Below are 17,914 nucleotides of genomic sequence, written 5' to 3'. Positions count from 1 at the left end.
CGCACGAGCCGGGCTCCCACCGAAAGGTCGGAGCCCGGCTCTTCTCGCGCCGCCCTCCGTGGCTACTCCTCGGTGGGCCCGAGGTCGGCCGCGTCGCGGAAGTGGACCGTACGGGCCCGGTGCGCCGCGTGGAGCTCCAGGACGACGACCTCGTTCGTACCGGAGCGGAGCACCGGCGCCGGCACGTACAAGGAGCGCTGCGGGCCGCGGGACCAGTAGCGGCCGAGTGCGAAGCCGTTGACCCAGGCGTTTCCCTTGGTCCAGCCGTCGAGGTGCAGGAAGGCGTCGGCGGGGTCGGTCACCTCGAAGGTGCCGCGGTGGAAGGCCGGTCCGACGACCGTCGCGGCGGCAGGCGCGAAGGGGACGTCCTGCGGGTCGGTGAGCGGGAGCGGGCGGCTCGTCCAGCCCGCGAGCTCCGTGCCGTCCAGCAGGACCTTCCCGAGGAGGCCCTTGCGGTCGTGGATGCCCTGGCCGTAGTTCACCCGGCCCTGGTTCTCGACGAGGACGGTGAGCGTGCTGCCGGCCCTGGGCACCGTGAAGGCGAGGGCGTGCTCGTGGTTCTCCCGCTCCAGGACGCCCACGGGGCGGCCGTCGACGAACACCTGGGCCCGGTCGCGGACGTGCTCGACCTCCAGGAGGGCCGGGCCCGTGAGCGGCAGGATCGTCTCGTACAGGACGAAGCCGAAGTCCTGCTCCAGCTCCTCCATGGTGAGGGGCCGGCGCGCCTCGACGGCGTTCCCGAGGGCCGCGGCGTGGGCCAGCAGGCCGGCGGTCTCGGTCAGGGGCACGCTCAGCGGGGCGAGCTTGGGGCCGGGCGGCGGGACGGGGGCGTCCGGCACGGTGGCGTACTTGGCGATCACGTCGCGGAAGGCGGCGTACTTCGGCGTCGGGTCGCCGGCTTCGTCGAGGGGTGCGTCGTAGTCGTAGGAGGTGACGGTGGGCCGGTAGGTGTGCTTGTCGTTGGCGCCGTTGGTGAAGCCGAAGTTGGTGCCGCCGTGGAACATGTAGAAGTTCACCGACGCGCCGGTGGCGAGGAGTTCGTCGAGCTCGCGGGCCGCCTGGCCGGGGTCGCGGACCACGTGGTGCGCGCCCCAGCGGTCGAACCAGCCGATCCAGAACTCCGTGGTCATCAGGGGACCTTCGGGGCGCCGGGCGCGGAGGTCGGCCAGGTGCTCAGCGGAACGGCTGCCGAAGTTCGCCGTGGCGAGGACGCCGGGCAGGGCGCCGCGCTCCAGGTCGGCGGGCTGGTCGCAGGTGAAGAGGGGGACGTCGACGCCACAGCGGCGCAGGGTTCCGGCGAGGTGCTCCAGGTAGGCGGTGTCGTCGCCATAGGCCCCGTACTCGTTCTCGACCTGGACGGCGAGGACGGGGCCGCCCTGGGAGGCCAGGTAGGGCCGGAGCGGGGTGAGGAGGCGGTCGAAGTAGTCGTCGACCGCGGCGAGGAACCGGGGGTCGCGGGAGCGCAGACGTATGTCCGGCTCGGCGAGCAGCCAGGAAGGGATGCCGCCGCCCTCCCATTCGGCGCAGATGTACGGGCCGGGGCGGAGGAGGACGTACAGGCCCTCGGCGGCGGCGAGGTCGAGGAACCGGGGCAGGTCGAGGCCGCCGTCCAGCGTGAAGCGGTCGGGCCGCGGCTGGTGGAGGTTCCAGGGAACGTACGTCTCGACGGTGTTGAGCCCCATGAGCCGGGCCTTGCGGAGTCGGTCCGCCCACTGGTCGGGGTGCACGCGGAAGTAGTGGAGACCGCCGGACAGGAGCCGAAACGGTTCGCCATCGAGGGTGAAGCCGCCCTCGTCGATCTGGAGAAGAGGCATGGACGGATGCTCCTGTGCTGGGGTGAGGTGCGCTGTCGCGGAACGGGAAGATCCTGATGCGGCTATGTTTGCGTAAACACGCCATACCTGGCAAGCCTCCATCACCCCCCGCTCAACACCCACCCAGTCCCCACCCAGTCCCCGCCCGGTCCTCACCCAGCCCTCGCCCGACCCCCGCCCACGAGGCGCCGGCACGCATCGCGGAAGCGGACCGACAGGGAATTCCCCCGAGCCTCAAGGGATCCGCACTGATATTGACGCGCTGTCGCGGCGCGTGCTGCACTGACCCGGGGCTGAATGTTTACGTTCACATTGCGCACGAGCAACGCCGGAGGGGACGCCGCGTGACTCGCCGCCGCCCACCAGCCACCCCGGCAAGCCGTCTTCCCCCTCCCCCCTCTCCTCCTGATGAAGGAGCCATGCAATGCCCTCCCGCGACGCCTCCCACGACGTCTCCCGCGATACCTCCCTCGACCGCAGGGGCTTCCTGGCCGCCGCCGCGCTCACCGCGGCAGGCGCGGTCGTGCTCCCCGGCGGCCTCCTCCCGACGAGGGCCGAGGCCGCCGTCCCGTCCCAGGTCGCGCTCCCGCAGTGGGGCATCCACGACACCGCTCCGGCGTCGGCGTGGACCGACGGCTTCGTCGGCGGCAACGGCGAGTACGGTGCGGTGTTCCACGGAACGCCGCAGCTGGAGAGGATCGTTCTCGACCACCACCGCTTCGTCCTGCCGAACGGCACCCGCGACGTGCTCCCGCCCGTGCTCGCCGACCGTCTGGAGTCGGTGCGGGACAGGGCTCTGGCCGGCGACTACTGGGGCGCCGCGGGGACCTTCGCGGAAGGCTGGTCCCTGCGCTGGACCCAGACCTTCCACCCCGGGTACGAACTGGTGCTGAGCACGCCCGGCGCGACCACCGCCGACGGCTACGCCAGGACGACCGACTTCCGTACCGGCGAGGTCGCCCACAGCTGGACCGACAGTGCCGGCGTCTGGAAGCGACGGGCCTTCGTCTCCCGCGCCGACAAGGTCGTCGTCCACGAGCTGCTCCCCGCCGGCGTCCGGACCGTCGACACGACGATCACGGTCGACACCGCGCTCGAAGGCGTACCCTCCGACGTCGGGTTCTCCACGGTCGCGACGGCCGCGAACGGCACGGGCCAGCTCCACGTCCGCGCCACGTACCCCTCCGGCCAGGGGGCGTACGGCTACGAGGGCGTCACCCGGGTCGTGGTCACCGGCACCAAGGCGGCGGTGTCGTCGGCCGGGGGGACGACGCTGGTCGTCTCCCGAGCGACCAAGGTCCTGCTGCTGACCAAGCTGGGCCGGTACGAGAACGCGGGTGACTGGAACGCCAAGCCCTTGCAGGCCGCCCTGGCCGCGCTCCCGCCGACTACGCCACGCTGCTCGGGCGGCACGCGCCGCTGCACCAGGCCATGTTCGACGGTTCGAGCCTGGATCTCGGTGTCTCCGCCACCGACCGGCAACTCTCCACGTCCGAGTTGACCGCGCGGCAGAACGACGACCGGTCGGTCGTCGACCTCGCGCTCCTGGAGCGGATGTACGACTCGGGACGGTACCTCTTCGTCTGCTCCAGCGGCGTCCTGCCCCCACGCCTCACCGGACTCTGGGCCGGCAGCTGGAACGGCGCCTGGGCCGACGACTTCACCACCGACGCCAACATCAACCTTCAGGTGGCCGGTGGCACCATCCTGAGTCACGGCGACGCCATGCAGGGGTACTTCGACCTCGTCCTGGGACAGCTCGACGACTGGCGCAGGAACGCCACCAACCTCTACGGAGCGCGAGGCCTCCTCGCCCCCTCCCGTACCGACGGCGAGTACGGCCACATGCTCCACTTCAACGGCGGCGACTTCCCGGGCCAGTGCTGGACCGGCGGCGCCGACTGGATGCTGTACCCGCTCCTGGAGCAGAATCGTCCAGACGCCGGCCGACGGTTCGGCCGGCCAGGACTGGGCGATCGTCGGCCTCTGACCCGGTCGCCGCGCAGTTACCGGAAACTCGGCCTCAGCGGAACTCGTGGACGACCTGGATCTCGCCGACCATGTGGGCGTTGAAGTCGTCCAGCTCCTCGGCCGGAACCCACAGCTCGAGAATCGTCCGCCCGCCCGCCTGCTGGACGGGATACCGGCTCAGGAACTCCGAATCGACCTCGAAGCGGGTGACGAAACCGGCGCCGTCGTGCTTCACGTTCCAGTCCCGCGCGATCCTGATCGCGTAGTCCTCGTCGAGGACCGGGTAGAAGATCGGCTGCTCGGGCAGCCGTGGCGGCCAGGCGCGCCACTTCAGCTCGCGCACCAGGTCCAGCTCCTTGGGTCCGGTCGGACGCCACAGGGTCGTCGTTGCTCGCCGGCTGGTGGTCATGCGCGTCGCTCTCTCTGAACGTGGACCGCTGGTACGGAGGGTCGGAAGTCCGGACGATACCGGGACCACAAGGCCGGCAGCCAGGCGGTTTCCGAGCCGCGCGGCAACGCGAACGCGTGTGTGCATGACCTAGAGTGCGGGGGTGTCGTCGTACAGCATTGGGCAGGCAGCTCGGCTGCTCGGAGTGAGTTCGGAGACCGTTCGCCGGTGGGCGGACGGCGGCAAGCTGGGCATGGAGCGCGACGGGGCCGGTAAACGGGTCATCGAGGGTGCGGCCCTGGCACGCTTCGCGAAGGAGCGGGGTGCGGGACTGCACGCCGTTCCGGAGGACGACGTGCCGACGTCCGTCCGGAACTCGTTCGTGGGGATCGTGACAGCCGTACGCGTCGACGACGTGGCCGCGCAGGTGGAGGTCCAGTCCGGTCCGCATCGGCTGGTGTCCCTCGTGACGCGCGAGGCCGTCGAAGAGCTGGGCCTCGACGTCGGCGTCACGGTGACCGCCCGGGTGAAGTCGACGAGCGTCCACATCGACGTGCCCTGACCACCCCGCCCCACCCCGCCCCGGGGCGTGACCGTCAGCGGCAGAGCAGCGCCGCGCGCAGGTCCGTCTTGTGGTCGAGGCGGGACAGGTCCCGGCCGGTGAGCGCCTCGATGCGCTCGACGCGGTAGTGGACCGTGTTCACATGGACGTGCAGGGCCTCGGCGGTCCTCGCCCAGGAGCAGTCCTTCGCCAGGAAGACCTCCAGCGTCTCCAGGAGCATGGCGCGGGAAGCCCGCCCGGAGCCCAGCAGCGGACCCAGGACCGTCTCCCGGTAGACGGCCCGTACGTCGGCAGGGATGCCGGCCATCAACATCTCAAGCCCGACGAGGTCGCCGAGGCCGGCGACTCGCGCCACCGACGGTGCCACGGTGCGGGCCGCCGACAGCGCGTAACGCGCCTGGGAGAGCGCGCGGTTCAACCCCGACGGGGATGTGACGGGCTCGCTCACACCGGCACGCGGCGTGGAGACCGGGCGGCAGGCGTGGACCAACGGCCATACGTCACCCAGACGCTTCCTGACGTCGAAACCGCCCCCGATCGCGGCTCCGCCCTCGGTCCCGGCTCCGACCCCTGTCCCGGTCCCGACCCCGGCTCCGCCCCCGGCTCCCTCCCGCGCCACGACCGCCATGGCCTCACCTCCGACGCCGTCGGCGCCCCCGGCCACGGCGAAGGAGACGGACGGCAGGTGATGCAGCGCCTCCGTGAGCGCGGCGACGGCATCCGCGCCCGCCTCGCCGTGCGGCCCCATGTCCGCGACGACCACGGTGTACGCCGCTCCCTCACCCAGACCGCAGGACGCCAGTGCGCCGTGCAATCGGTGGGGATCGACGCGCGGGGCCCCCACGGCGTCCATGAGCTCCGCGGCCGCCGTGATGCGCGCCGCCCGGTGACGGTCCTGACGCCGCCGGTGGCGGCCGAGGAGCTCGGCTATCTCCTGAAGGACCCGCGGAGGCACCCGTCCCGGCTCGGGCAGATGGAGGTGCCAGGCGTCGAAGACCGTGTCGTCCGCCTCGACCCGCACCGTCGTGCCGTGCGCACCGCGCAGGAGTTCCGCGGCCCGGGGTGCGGCCAGCTCCGTCGAGCCGGTGGTGCGGGCGACCGTCCGGCCGCTGCCGGTCAGCAGGTGGCAGGCAGGCGTGCCGAGATGGCCGAAGGCCCTGTCGAGCAACTCGCCTGCCGTCGCGTCGGCTTCCAGGGCGCGGTCGAGGTCCAGGCGGACGTTCTCCGGCAGCGCGAAGTGGTCGTCGGGACGGCGGCTGAGCTCGCCCCACTGCCGGAGGTACACGGCTTCGGTGATCGCCCGGAAGCTCGTGTGCGCCGGTACGGCGATCAGCGCGATCCGATGCCTCCGACAGGCGTCCGCCAGCTCGCCGGGCACCGCGCCGTGCGTTTCCTCGCCGGCGAGGAGCGCCACCGCCCCGGCACCGCGCAACGCGGAGACGAAGCTGTCGGCCTTGTCCGAGCCGCCGTCCGGGCTCCACCACACGAGTCCGCTCAGCACGACCTCCCCCGGCTGGAGAAACCGCGCCGGAGCCTCCAGGTCGGTCGCCGTCACGCCGCGGATCTCCTGGCCGAGCAACGCCTCGTCGCCCCAGACGAGCGAGAGGTCGAGACGGTCGAGTCGGAGGAGATGGTCGACGTGCATGCGGGCTCCTAGCGCGTTCACGGGACGAGCCCGCATCCCACATTCACGAGGCGAATGCGAGTCGGGACATCGTAGATGCACGGGCACAGGCAGAAAGCAGGTCCTGGTTGATCCTCCAGTCCGCAGTGTCCCGGGGTGGTGGTTCTCCGGCGTCGCGACCAGTCGTGCCGCCCGCCTCCGCCGGGCTTCACTGGCCTGAAGGCATCGGTCGGAAGACGTAGGGACATGGGGGCGTGGGATGGATCTGAACACGGTCACGGAGGTGAGGGACGCCCGGCTCCGCGCGCCGTGGCGGCCGGGTGACGCGTGGCTGGGCGGAGGCACGTATCTGTTCTCCGAGCCGCAGCCGCACCTGCGCCGGCTGATCGACCTGAGCGGGACCGGATGGGAACCGCTCACCCGGCACGCGGACGGCTCGCTGGAGATCGCGGCGACCTGCACGATCGCCCAGCTGTCGCGCTTCGGGAGACGTTCCCTCGATGCCCCGGCGGCGCCGCTCTTCGAGCAGTGCTGCCGGGCATTCCTCGCCTCGTTCAAGATCTGGAACATGGCGACCCTCGGCGGGAACCTGTGCAACGGCTTGCCCGCGGGGCCGATGATCTCGCTGACCGCCGCGCTCGACGGCAGCTGTCTCCTCCAGGCGCAGGACGGCTCGTTGCGGGACGTGAAGGTGGTCGACTTCATCACCGGCGCGGGTCGCAAGGACCTCGCGGAGGGCGAGCTGCTGCGCTCCGTCACGCTCCCCGGTCGCGCACTGGAGTGCCGTACGGCCTTCCGGCAGGCCTCGCTGTACGGGCTCGGCCGCTCGGGTGCGCTGGTCATCGGGACGCTCGATCCGGCGGACGGCTCGCTGGCCGTGACGATCAGCGCCGCGACCGTACGCCCGTTCCGGTTCTGGTTCCCGCTGCCGCCCGACCCTGACCAGCTGCGACGGGGTGTCGAGGCGAGTGTCAGCGAGGAGGACTGGTTCGACGACATCCACGGACTGCCCGAGTGGCGGCGGCACATGGGCTTCCGCCTCGCCGAAGAGGTCCGCCGCGAACTGACCCTCAGCTTCGAGAAGGGCGCCCGATGAGCTTCCGCATCCGTGTCAACGACCGTGGTTTCGAGGACGAGCCGCGCGCCGGCCAGTGCCTGCGCACCTACCTGCGCGAGCGTGGCTGGTTCGGAGTGAAGAAGGGGTGCGACGCGGGCGACTGCGGCGCCTGCACCGTCCACGTCGACGGCGAACCGGTCCACAGCTGTCTGTATCCGGCCGTGCGGGCCGAGGACCGCGCCGTCACCACCGTCGAGGGCCTCGCCTCACCTGACGGCGAACTGCACCCCGTACAGCGGAAGTTCCTCGACGCACAGGGCTACCAGTGCGGCATGTGCACGGCCGGGTTCCTGATGACGACGGCCGCTCTCGAAGCCGAGCGGGGCACCGCGCACGACGACGGCAAGCTGGACGACCTGCCCCGTGCCTTCAAGGGCAACATCTGCCGCTGCACCGGCTACCGCGCGATCGAGGACGCCGTACGGGGTGTGAAGCACACCGAGCGCCCCTGCGCGGGGAAGGCCGTCGGCAGGAACGTCGGCGCCCCGGCCGGTCCCGACGTCGTCACCGGCAGGGCCCGCTACACCTTCGACGTCGAGGTCCCGGGCCTGCTCCACATGAAGCTGCTGCGCTCGCCGCACCCGCACGCCCGGATCGTCTCCATCGACACGTCCACCGCCCTGCGCGTGCCGGGTGTGCACGCCGTCCTCACCCATGAGGACGCCCCCGGGACGCTGTACTCCAGCGCACGCCACGAGCACCCCACCGAGGACCCCGACGACACCCGGGTCCTGGACGACGTCGTCCGCTTCGTCGGGCAGCGGGTCGCCGCCGTGGTCGCCGACAGCGAGCAGGCGGCCGAGGCGGGCTGTCGGCGGGTCGAGGTGGTGTACGAGCAACTCCCGTACGTCACCGACCCGGAGGAGGCGATGCGGCCGGGCGCACCGGTCATCCACGCCGGCAAGGGCCCGGAGGTCCGCATCGCGCGCGTCGACGACAACGTGGCGGGCGAGGTGCACGGCGAGATCGGTGACATCGAGACGGGTTTCGCCGAGGCGGACGTCGTGTACGAGGAGACGTTCCGCACCCAGCGCGTGCAGCACGCCAGCCTCGAAACCCACGGCTGTGTGGCGTACTTCGAGCCCAAGGAGGACGGCACGGGCGAACGCCTCACCGTCCGCTCCTCCACCCAGACGCCGTTCCTGACCCGGCGGGCCCTGTGTGCCCTGTACGAGCTGCCGGAGGACGAGGTGCGGGTGGTCGCCGGCCGGGTGGGCGGCGGGTTCGGCGGCAAGCAGGAGATGCTCACCGAGGACATCGTGACCCTCGCCGCGCTGAAGCTGCGCCGCCCGGTGAAGCTGGAGTACACACGGGCCGAGCAGTTCTACGGAGCGACCACCCGGCACCCGTTCACCATCGGGATCAAGGCAGGCGCACGCGCCGACGGAACCCTCACCGCCGTCCAGATGCGGGTCGTGTCCAATACGGGGGCGTACGGGAATCACGGTCCGGCCGTCATGTTCCACAGCGTGGGCGAGTCGTTCGCCGTCTACCGCGCCCCGCACAAGAAGGTCGACGCGTACTCCGTGTACACCAACGTCGTCCCGGCCGGCGCCTTCCGGGGGTACGGCCTCGGCCAGGTCACCTTCGCCGTCGAGTCCGTCATGGACGAACTGGCCCGCCGTCTCGGCATGGACCCCCTGGCCTTCCGCGAGAGGAACATCATCGGCCCGGGCGAGGCCATGCACAGCCCGATCGGCGAGGAGGAGGACCTGCACATCGCCTCGTACGGCCTCGACCAGTGCCTGGAGGTCGTCCGCCGGGCCATCGCGGAGGATCGCAGCGCGGCGGACGCTCCCGAAGGCTGGCTCGTCGGACAGGGGACCGGCATGGCCATGATCGCCACCGGACCGCCCGGCGGCCACTACGCCGACGCCCGCGTCTCGCTCCTCGACGACGGCACGTACGACATCGCCGTCGGCACCGCCGAGTTCGGCAACGGCACCACCACCGTCCACAAACAGATCACCGCCGGCGCGCTGAACACCACCGAGGACCGCATCACCATCCGCCAGTCCGACACCGACGTCGTACGCCACGACACGGGGGCCTTCGGCTCCGCCGGGACCGTCGTCGCCGGCAAGGCCGTCCTGCTCGCCGCGACGTCCCTCGCGGAACGGCTGCGCACCCTGGCTGCCCGCCACACCGGCACGGCCCGGCACCTGTGCGTGCTCGGCGCCGAGGCCGTCGACTGCGCGGGACGGCTCGTCACCCTCAAGGAGCTGTACGAGGCGGGGCACGCCCTCGGTGCGGCGGAGGAGCTCGCGGCCGACGGACACTGGGGCGGCTCGCCTCGCTCGGTCGCCTTCAACGCCCAGTGGTTCCGGATCGCCGTCGACCCCGGCACCGGCGAGATCCGCATCCTGCGCAGTGTCCACTCCGCCGACGCGGGCAAGGTCATGAACCCGATGCAGTGCCGCGGCCAGGTCGAGGGCGGAGTCGCCCAGGCCCTCGGCGCGACCCTCTTCGAGACGGTCCGGATCGACGAGCGCGGCGAGGTCACGACGGCCGCGTTCCGCCGCTACCGGCTGCCGCAGTACGCGGACGTCCCCCGGACCGAGGTCCACTTCACGGAGACCAGCGACGCGATCGGCCCGCTCGGCGCCAAATCCATGAGCGAGAGCCCCTTCAACCCCGTCGCCCCCGCCTTCGCCAACGCGCTGCGGGACGCCACCGGGATCCGCTTCACCGAACTGCCGGTCACCCGCGACCGCGTCTGGCTCGCCCTGGACCGGAAGGCGCGGAGCGTCGGGTGACGGATCCGGCGCCACTCGTCGATTCCTACAGCCTCTCTCTCATTCGCAATGGAGAGTCCCACAGCTTTGTTGCATATGAGATCCAGTCCGCCCTACGGTGTGGCACATGCAGTTCTCCTCCATGGGTCAGGCCGTGGAGGCGCCGGGACTGGGAGTCGGCATGCAGGCCACCGCCCGCGTGAAGTCGACCAGCGTGCACATCGATCGCACCTGATACCGCTCACGCAGCACCGCAGCACCGCAGCACCACAACATCTCGGCAGTCGGCGCGGCCTGCCATCCCCCGTACTCTCCGCTCGCCCCAAGGAGCTCAGACCCTCATGACCTTCACCCTCGCCCCCACCAGACGTCGTGCTGCCGCTGCCGCCCTCACCGCGGCCCTGCTGGTCCCCCTCGCCGCCTGCGGCAACCACGACGACACCAAGAAGGACACCGCCGGGTCCACGCCCTCCGGCTCCACGAGCGCCGCGCCCCAGGTGAACCTCACCGTCCTCGCGGCGGCGTCCCTCACCAACGTGTTCAAGACGGCGGGTGCCGCCTACGAGAGGGCCAACCCGGGCACGAAGATCACCTTCTCGTTCGCCGGCTCGCAGGAGCTCGTCGCCCAGGTGTCGCAGGGCTCGCCCGCCGACGTCCTGGTCACCGCGGACACCAAGAGCATGGACAAGGTCGAGGCCGACACCGGCACCCCGGCGATCATCGCGAAGAACCGGCTCGTCATCGCCACGGGCGAGGGCAACCCCTTCAAGGTCGACGAGCTGACGGACCTTGGCGACACCAAGCTCAAGGTCGTCCTCGCCGCCCCCGAGGTGCCCGCGGGCAAGTACAGCAAGCAGGTCCTGGACGCCCAGAAGATCGCGGTGAAGCCGGTCTCGCAGGAGCCGAACGTCCGCGCCGTGCTCAGCAAGGTCGAGCTGGGCGAGGCCGACGCCGGTCTCGTCTACAAGACCGACGCCGCCTCCGCGGCCGACAAGGTCGACGCGGTCGAGATCCCCGACGCGCAGAACGCCATCGCGAAGTACCCGGCCGCCACGCTGAAGGACTCCGAGAACCCCGAGGCCGCGGCCGCGTTCGTCGCCTGGCTGTCGTCGCCCGAGGGCCAGAAGATCCTCCAGGACGCCGGCTTCCAGAAGCCGTAGTCGACCGCGGTCGACCGGACGGTGAGGGCTGCCAGATCACGGAAGCGCCCTCGGCCGACGCCCTCCCGCCCACCAGGCCCCACCGCCCAGCGCGCGGAGGGCAGTTCGGCGAGCGCCGGCCCGATCCGTGACCCGGCGGAGGCCGGCACTCACCGCTCTCGGCGTCCTCGCCCGTGCGCCGGGGATGTGGCGGCCTTCCAGAAGGATCAGGCGGAGGCGAGGGAGATCTCGGTCGACTTGATCAGGGCGACAACGGACGTACCGGCGTTCAGACCGAGGTCCTCGACGGCCTCCTTGGTGATCGCGGCGGTCAGCTCCCCGCCCTCCACGGAGACCTTCACCGACCCCATGGCGCCGCCGGTCGACACCTCGGTGACGGATCCGGCGAGCTGGTTGCGGATGGAGATGCCCTCGACGGGACCGGTCGCGAGGGCGACCTCGGTGGACTTCACCAGCGCCTTGACCGCGGAACCCGCGGCCAGGCCCAGGTCCTTGACGGCGTCGGCGGTGATGGCGGCGGTGATGTCCTGGCCGCCGGCCAGGCGCACCTTCACGGACGCCATGGCCTCGCCCGTGGTGACGGCCGTGACGGTACCGGAGAGCTGGTTACGAATGGACAGGGTCATGGAGAACACGCCTCACAAAGCCGAAACGAACAGTCATCACTTCTGTGACCTGCGTCCCGATCGACGCTACCGGAGGTGAATTCGCCGCCGGCAACGTGCGTCGCATTCACCAGCCTTTTGTGCCCCACCGCCCAGCTCATTCCATGAAGGTCTCGTGGACCTTGCCTTTGAGGCCTGCTAGCCCGCTGACCTGGGACTCCCTCGACAATCGAGCACCTGATAACCATTCGGGTCGATTTCCATGAAGGGCATATGAGCGGACCATCGGCGCCGCGGACCACATGCACATCCCCTTCGGCAATTCACCCCCTCCCCCGATGCACACCGGCGAGGCCAGAGGAGCTTCTCGGATCGCACATGCTCCCCATGATGGCGTGTTGCCCTCTTGGATGATCCACAAGAGCCGCCCCGACAACTGAGGCCGTTTTCTGTATCCGCGCCCAATCGCTCCGGCGGGGCGAGGGCTGCTTGACTGGCAGGCACCGGCCCCGGGGCGGAGGAGTGGCTCTCGCCGCGACGGGACAACCGGCCGAGGGCCTACTACGAGGGCGCCGTAGGCCACTTCCTGGCACGCGCCGAACTGCGGGGCTGAGCGACCCGACCGCCGTCGAACCGTCCGCCTCGATGCGGGCCCGGCGGTCGGACCGACTCCCCCGCGCGATCGACGCCGTCACCGAGGACCTGCCGTTCTCCGACGGCGAGACGGAGGCCCGGCGCCACCCGGTCGTCGACGACATCGCGGCGGCCCTCGGCGGAGCGGTCACCGTCGACGCCGTCCCCGTCCCCTTCGACTGCACCGAGGGGCCACGCCCTGAAGGGCACGGCCCCCTGGAGCCCGCGCGGCCTCTACCCCCGCCCCCTGTTCACGCCCGGCGCAGGGCAGAGAGGCCCGCAAAGCGCGCCGAGGCGCCCAGCTCCTCTTCGATACGGATCAGTTGGTTGTACTTCGCCGTGCGGTCGGAGCGGGAGAGCGAGCCGGTCTTGATCTGGCCGCAGCCGGTCGCCACCGCCAGGTCGGCGATGGTCGTGTCCTCCGTCTCGCCCGAGCGGTGCGACATGACGGCCGTCCAGCCGGCCTGGTGGGCCGTGGCGACAGCGGCCAGTGCCTCGGTCAGGGTGCCGATCTGGTTGACCTTGATCAGGATCGAGTTGCCGGCACCGGTGTCGATGCCTTCGCGCAGCAGCGTCTCGTTGGTGCAGAACAGGTCGTCGCCGGTGAGCTGGCACCGGTCGCCCACGCGGGCGGTCAGCTCGCGCCAGCCGTCCCAGTCGCTCTCCGCCATCGGGTCCTCGACGGAGAGGATCGGGTAGGAGTCGATGAGCTTGACCAGGTAGTCGACATTCTCCGAGGGGGTGCGGCGCACTCCCTCGCCCGCGTAGTCGTAGACGCCGTCGCGGAAGAACTCGGAGGACGCCGGGTCCATGATCAGGCCGATGTCGGTGCCGGGGCGGTAGCCGGTGCGCTCGATGGCGGCCATCACGAAGTCGAGCGCCTCCTCGGCGGTACGCAGCGCGGGCGCGAAGCCGCCCTCGTCGCCGACGCCGGTGGAGTGCCCCGCGGCCAGCAGATCGCGGCGCAGGGTGTGGAGGACCTCGCTGCCCATGCGGACGGCTTCGGCGAAGGTGTCCGCGCCCACGGGCGCGATCATGAACTCCTGGAAGTCCAGCGGATTGTCGGCGTGGGCGCCGCCGTTGACGATGTTCATCATCGGGAGCGGCAGGAGGTGGGCGTCGGCGCCGCCGAGGTGGCGATAGAGGGGCCGGCGGTGGGCCGCCGCGGCGGCCTTGGCGGCGGCGAGGGAGACACCGAGGATCGCGTTGGCGCCGAGCCGGGACTTCGTGGCGGTGCCGTCGAGGGCGACCAGCGCGGCGTCGAGACCCGCCTGGTCCGCCGCGTCCCGGCCGCGCACGGACGCCGCGATCTCCCCATTGACGTGGGCCACCGCACGGTCGACGCCCTTGCCGTGCCAGCGCCCGGAGTCTCCGTCGCGGAGCTCCACGGCCTCGCGGGCGCCGGTGGAGGCGCCGGAGGGGACCGCCGCGCGCCCCAGGGATCCGTCGGCCAGGACGACGTCGACCTCGACCGTGGGGTTACCCCGGCTGTCGATGATCCGGCGGGCGGTGACGGACTGGATGACGGCTTCGATGGTGTCGACTGCCTCTGCGGACATGGGAGTTCCTCCCCGTTGTCGTGTGCCGTGGCCCCGGCTGCGACGACGCTGACGCTGAGCCCGGCAAGCCCAAACCCTACAGCAATGCTGCTCAGTTTTGCTGTACAGCATTGCTGTGCAGGTCAGCGGCACGGCAATACCGACCAGCGGGGTAAAGTGCCCTATGCCCACCTCGGAAGCCGCCGCCATCGCCGCTGAACTGCGCACCGCGATGGGCAAGCTCACCCGACGCGTCAAGCACGAGGACCGCATCCCGCTGGGCCAGGCCGCCGTGCTCGGCGCACTCGACCGCAACGGCGCGATGACCACCAGCGACCTCGCCGCCGATCAGCGCGTACGCCCCCAGTCGATGGCCCGGTCGGTGGGCCTGCTCATGGACCAGAACCTGATCACGCGCCGGGCGCACCCCACGGACGGCCGCAAGTCCCTGGTCGAGCTGTCGGACGCGGGCAGGACCGCACTCGAAGCGGAACGCGGCCGCAGGGCCGGCTGGCTCGCCCAGGCGATCGAGGCCGAACTCACGGACGAGGAGCGCGAGTTGCTGGCCCGCAGCGCCGCCCTCCTGGAGCGACTCGCCACCCGCTAGGCCCACGGACACCGCCCCCGCCTCCTAATGCGGAGGCAGGGGCGGCCGGCACCGACGCCTGACCTGCTCGCCCGCTCTACTTGTCGCGGTCCAGGGAGTCGCGGATGCCCTTGGCGCGCTCGCGGACCGCCTCGACCGCTTCCCGCACCTTGCCCTTCATCTGGTCCGTCTTGCCTTCCGCCTCCAGGCGCTTGTTGCCCGTCACCTTTCCGGCGGCTTCCTTCAGCTTGCCCTTCGCCTTCTCCATGCCCTTGCCAGCCATGACGGGGTCACCCCTTTCCTGCGGATCGATCCCACAGGTCACGCTAGTCACGCGCCGGGAATCCCGCCCGTCGACAGCACGCCGTGGCACTGGGGGCACAGCCCGCGGTAGGTGAGCTCGACCTCGTACACCGTGAAGCCGAAGCGCTCCGCCTCCGGGAGGCAGCCCAGGGGATCGCCGGTCGGATGGACGTCGCGGACGGTGCCGCAGCCCGAGCACACCAGGTGCTCGTGCGGGCGGTGCGCGTTGGGGTCGTAGCGTTTCGCGCGGCCCTGGGCCGCGACTTCCCGCACCTCACCGAGCAGGACCAGTTCGCCCAGGATGTTGTAGACGGCCGCCCGGGAGATCTCGGGCAGTCGCTGTGCGGCGCGGGCCTGCACCTCGTCGGCGGTGAGGTGGACGTGCTCGCCGTCGGGCTCGATGGGGTGACAGGAGTTTACCGATAGGCGTCGACAGAGAAGCACGAGGAACACTGCTCACAATCCCGCCGCCCTATCACGATGATCAGAAAATCCACCGTCGCTGGGAATTTGACCGCGTTATGCGGGGACCTCTGCGTGTTCCCCTGCCGGTGCGGTCCATGGTGCGCGACCATACGGACGCTGACGCGGTCGTACAGCGTTCAGAGCAAGCAGACGGCAGACGAGAACACCGAGACAGGAAGAAGGACGGACGTGTCCGGCAGCGAAAGCGAGAACCCGGTAATCCCCGCCCCCACGCCCACGCCGACCCGGCCGAAGACGAATCGGGACTGGTGGCCCGATCAACTGGACCTCCAGGTTCTTCACCAGCACTCGTCCCAATCCGATCCGATGGACGCGGATTTCGACTACGCGGAGGAGTTCGCGACCCTCGACGTCGACGCGCTGAAGCGCGACGTCATCGAGGTGATGACGACGTCGCAGGACTGGTGGCCGGCCGACTACGGACACTACGGGCCGCTCTTCATCCGGATGAGCTGGCATGCCGCCGGGACGTACCGCATCGCCGACGGCCGAGGCGGTGGCGGCTCCGGCGCACAGCGCTTCGCCCCCCTCAACAGCTGGCCGGACAATGCCAGTCTCGACAAGGCACGTCGCCTGCTCTGGCCGGTCAAGCAGAAATACGGGCGGAAGATCTCGTGGGCCGATCTCCTGGTCTTCGCCGGTAACTGCGCCATGGAATCGATGGGATTCAAGACGTTCGGATTCGGCTTCGGCCGAGAGGACATCTGGGAACCCGAGGAGATCTTCTGGGGTCCCGAGGACACCTGGCTCGGAGACGAACGCTACAGCGGCGACCGGGACCTTACCGGTCCTTTCGGTGCCGTGCAGATGGGCCTGATCTACGTCAATCCCGAAGGGCCCAACGGCACCCCCGATCCGATCGCGGCCGCCAAGGACATTCGCGAGACGTTCGCGCGTATGGCCATGAACGACGAGGAGACGGTCGCTCTCATCGTCGGCGGCCACACGTTCGGAAAGTGCCACGGCGCGGTCGATCCCGAGTACATCGGCCCGGAACCCGAGGCCTGTCCCGTCGAACAGCAGGGTCTCGGGTGGCGGAACACGTACGGCACCGGCAGCGGCGTCGACGCGCTCACCAGCGGCCTGGAGGGCGCATGGACCTCCGCGCCGACGACGTGGGACAACGGCTACCTGGACAACCTGTTCCGGTACGAGTGGGAACTGACGACGAGCCCGGCCGGTGCGCAGCAGTGGACTCCGACGGATCCCTCGGCGCAGGACACGGTGCCCGACGCTCATGATCCGTCGAAGCGGCACGCGCCCATGATGCTGACGACGGACCTCTCCCTGAAGCTGGATCCGGTCTACGCGCCGATCTCGAAGAGCTTCCACGAGGACCCGCAGAAGCTCGCGGACGCGTTCGGCAAGGCGTGGTACAAGCTGTTGCACCGCGACATGGGCCCCCTCTCGCGCTACCTCGGCCCGTGGATCCCGGCGCCGCAGCTGTGGCAGGACCCCGTCCCCGAGGTCGATCACCCGCTCGTCGGGGACGAGGACGTCGCCACCCTCAAGCGCAGCATCCTCGCCTCGGGACTGTCCGTCTCCCAGCTGGTCACCACCGCTTGGGCGTCGGCGGCCAGTTTCCGCGGCACGGACAAGCGGGGCGGGGCGAACGGGGCACGGATCCGCCTCTCCCCGCAGAAGGAGTGGGAGGTCAACGACCTGCCCGAGGTGGCCGAGACGGTGCGCGGCCTCGAACGGATCCGACAGGACTTCGACGGCTCGCACCCCGGCGGAGCGAAGGTCTCGCTGGCCGACCTGATCGTCCTGGGCGGCTGCGCGGCCGTCGAGCAGGCCGCGAGGAACGCCGGGCACGACATCACGGTCCCGTTCGCGCCGGGGCGCACGGACGCCTCGCAGGAGCAGACGGACGTGGAGTCGTTCGCCGTGCTCGAACCCAGGGCGGACGCCTTCCGCAACTACCTCCGGGCCGGAGAGAAGCTGTCGCCGGAGACGCTCCTGCTGGACCGCGCCAACCTGCTGACCCTGACCGCTCCCGAGATGACGGTCCTGACCGGCGGCATGCGGGCGCTGAACACGGGCTTCGGGCGGTCCCCGCACGGCGTCCTCACCCAACGGCCGGAGACGCTGACCAACGACTTCTTCGTCAACCTGCTCGACATGCGCACGGAGTGGAAGCCGTCGACGTCGGAGGAGAACGTGTACGAGGGCCGGGACCGCGCCACCGGCGAGGCCAGGTGGACGGCCACCGCCGTCGACCTCGTCTTCGGTTCGAACTCCCAGCTCCGGGCGGTCTCGGAGGTCTACGCGTCCGCGGACGCGGGAGCGAAGTTCGTCCGTGACTTCGTGGCGGCGTGGGACAAGGTGATGAACCTCGACCGGTTCGACCTCGCCTGAGTCCGCCCGATGTCCCGGTCCGCCGTCCGTCGGC

General features: G+C 70.7%; 15 protein-coding genes and 1 pseudogene. 9 read left to right on the top strand and 7 right to left on the bottom strand.

The window, feature by feature from the left end; all coding sequences use genetic code 11:
• Positions 1 to 62 precede the first annotated feature (62 nt).
• Complete coding sequence (locus tag ACIBG6_RS02100; protein WP_399220545.1) at positions 63 to 1,814, bottom strand: beta-galactosidase family protein; 1,752 nt, start codon at positions 1,812 to 1,814, stop codon at positions 63 to 65.
• A 424-nt stretch (positions 1,815 to 2,238) separates the two neighbouring features.
• Here ACIBG6_RS02100 and ACIBG6_RS02095 point away from each other — a divergent pair, with 424 nt between their 5' ends.
• Complete coding sequence (locus ACIBG6_RS02095; protein ID WP_399220544.1) at positions 2,239 to 3,315, top strand: glycoside hydrolase N-terminal domain-containing protein; 1,077 nt, start codon at positions 2,239 to 2,241, stop codon at positions 3,313 to 3,315.
• Complete coding sequence (locus tag ACIBG6_RS02090) at positions 3,246 to 3,887, top strand: glycosyl hydrolase family 95 catalytic domain-containing protein (protein WP_399220543.1); 642 nt, start codon at positions 3,246 to 3,248, stop codon at positions 3,885 to 3,887. The genes ACIBG6_RS02095 and ACIBG6_RS02090 overlap by 70 nt, the downstream gene beginning before the upstream one ends.
• Here the strand turns inward: ACIBG6_RS02090 and ACIBG6_RS02085 are convergent.
• Positions 3,838 to 4,194 (bottom strand): hypothetical protein, encoded by a 357-nt coding sequence (locus ACIBG6_RS02085; RefSeq protein WP_399220542.1) that lies wholly within the window; start codon positions 4,192 to 4,194, stop codon positions 3,838 to 3,840. The genes ACIBG6_RS02090 and ACIBG6_RS02085 overlap by 50 nt on opposite strands.
• A 142-nt stretch (positions 4,195 to 4,336) precedes the next feature.
• On the opposite strand from ACIBG6_RS02085, the gene ACIBG6_RS02080 reads away from it, so the two are divergent.
• Positions 4,337 to 4,735 (top strand): molybdopterin-binding protein, encoded by a 399-nt coding sequence (locus tag ACIBG6_RS02080; RefSeq protein WP_399220541.1) that lies wholly within the window; start codon positions 4,337 to 4,339, stop codon positions 4,733 to 4,735.
• A gap of 34 nt (positions 4,736 to 4,769) precedes the next feature.
• On the opposite strand, the gene ACIBG6_RS02075 is transcribed toward ACIBG6_RS02080, so the two are convergent.
• Positions 4,770 to 6,380, bottom strand: coding sequence for a PucR family transcriptional regulator (locus ACIBG6_RS02075; protein ID WP_399220540.1), 1,611 nt, complete (start codon positions 6,378 to 6,380; stop codon positions 4,770 to 4,772).
• Positions 6,381 to 6,618: 238 nt separating this feature from the next.
• Between ACIBG6_RS02075 and ACIBG6_RS02070 the strand changes: the two genes are divergently transcribed.
• The 4 genes and pseudogenes from ACIBG6_RS02070 (at position 6,619) to modA (ending at position 11,371) form a co-directional block, all read left to right on the top strand.
• Positions 6,619 to 7,455: an FAD binding domain-containing protein gene (locus ACIBG6_RS02070; RefSeq protein ID WP_399220539.1), complete on the top strand. Its 837-nt coding sequence runs from the start codon at positions 6,619 to 6,621 to the stop codon at positions 7,453 to 7,455.
• Positions 7,452 to 10,232 (top strand): molybdopterin-dependent oxidoreductase, encoded by a 2,781-nt coding sequence (locus tag ACIBG6_RS02065; protein ID WP_399220538.1) that lies wholly within the window; start codon positions 7,452 to 7,454, stop codon positions 10,230 to 10,232. The genes ACIBG6_RS02070 and ACIBG6_RS02065 overlap by 4 nt, the downstream gene beginning before the upstream one ends.
• A 127-nt stretch (positions 10,233 to 10,359) precedes the next feature.
• A pseudogene (locus ACIBG6_RS02060) lies at positions 10,360 to 10,446 on the top strand (MerR family transcriptional regulator); the annotation flags it as partial.
• 106 nt (positions 10,447 to 10,552) lie between these two features.
• Positions 10,553 to 11,371 (top strand): molybdate ABC transporter substrate-binding protein, encoded by an 819-nt coding sequence (modA, locus tag ACIBG6_RS02055; RefSeq protein ID WP_399220537.1) that lies wholly within the window; start codon positions 10,553 to 10,555, stop codon positions 11,369 to 11,371.
• 206 nt (positions 11,372 to 11,577) lie between these two features.
• Here the strand turns inward: modA and ACIBG6_RS02050 are convergent, their stop codons facing one another.
• The gene (locus ACIBG6_RS02050; RefSeq protein WP_399220536.1) at positions 11,578 to 11,997 is read right to left on the bottom strand and encodes a molybdopterin-binding protein; all 420 of its coding nucleotides are present in this window, start codon (positions 11,995 to 11,997) and stop codon (positions 11,578 to 11,580) included.
• Positions 11,998 to 12,860: 863 nt separating this feature from the next.
• Positions 12,861 to 14,168, bottom strand: a complete 1,308-nt coding sequence (gene eno, locus ACIBG6_RS02045) for a phosphopyruvate hydratase (RefSeq protein ID WP_399220535.1) — start codon at positions 14,166 to 14,168, stop codon at positions 12,861 to 12,863.
• Between the two features lie 163 nt (positions 14,169 to 14,331).
• On the opposite strand from eno, the gene ACIBG6_RS02040 reads away from it, so the two are divergent.
• On the top strand, positions 14,332 to 14,754 hold the full coding sequence (locus tag ACIBG6_RS02040) for a MarR family winged helix-turn-helix transcriptional regulator (protein WP_399220534.1): 423 nt from the start codon (positions 14,332 to 14,334) through the stop codon (positions 14,752 to 14,754).
• Between the two features lie 76 nt (positions 14,755 to 14,830).
• Here ACIBG6_RS02040 and ACIBG6_RS02035 read toward each other — a convergent pair whose 3' ends face one another.
• Positions 14,831 to 15,016, bottom strand: a complete 186-nt coding sequence (locus ACIBG6_RS02035) for a CsbD family protein (protein WP_317593359.1) — start codon at positions 15,014 to 15,016, stop codon at positions 14,831 to 14,833.
• A 47-nt stretch (positions 15,017 to 15,063) separates the two neighbouring features.
• Positions 15,064 to 15,489, bottom strand: a complete 426-nt coding sequence (locus ACIBG6_RS02030) for a Fur family transcriptional regulator (protein WP_399220533.1) — start codon at positions 15,487 to 15,489, stop codon at positions 15,064 to 15,066.
• 201 nt (positions 15,490 to 15,690) lie between these two features.
• Between ACIBG6_RS02030 and katG the strand changes: the two genes are divergently transcribed.
• Positions 15,691 to 17,880, top strand: a complete 2,190-nt coding sequence (gene katG / locus ACIBG6_RS02025) for a catalase/peroxidase HPI (protein ID WP_399220532.1) — start codon at positions 15,691 to 15,693, stop codon at positions 17,878 to 17,880.
• Positions 17,881 to 17,914: the final 34 nt, after the last annotated feature.

This window comes from Streptomyces sp. NPDC050842 (assembly GCF_044456565.1).
In the GTDB taxonomy this organism is placed as follows: Bacteria; Actinomycetota; Actinomycetes; order Streptomycetales; family Streptomycetaceae; genus Streptomyces.
This window is presented reverse-complemented; position numbering and strand designations above follow the sequence as displayed.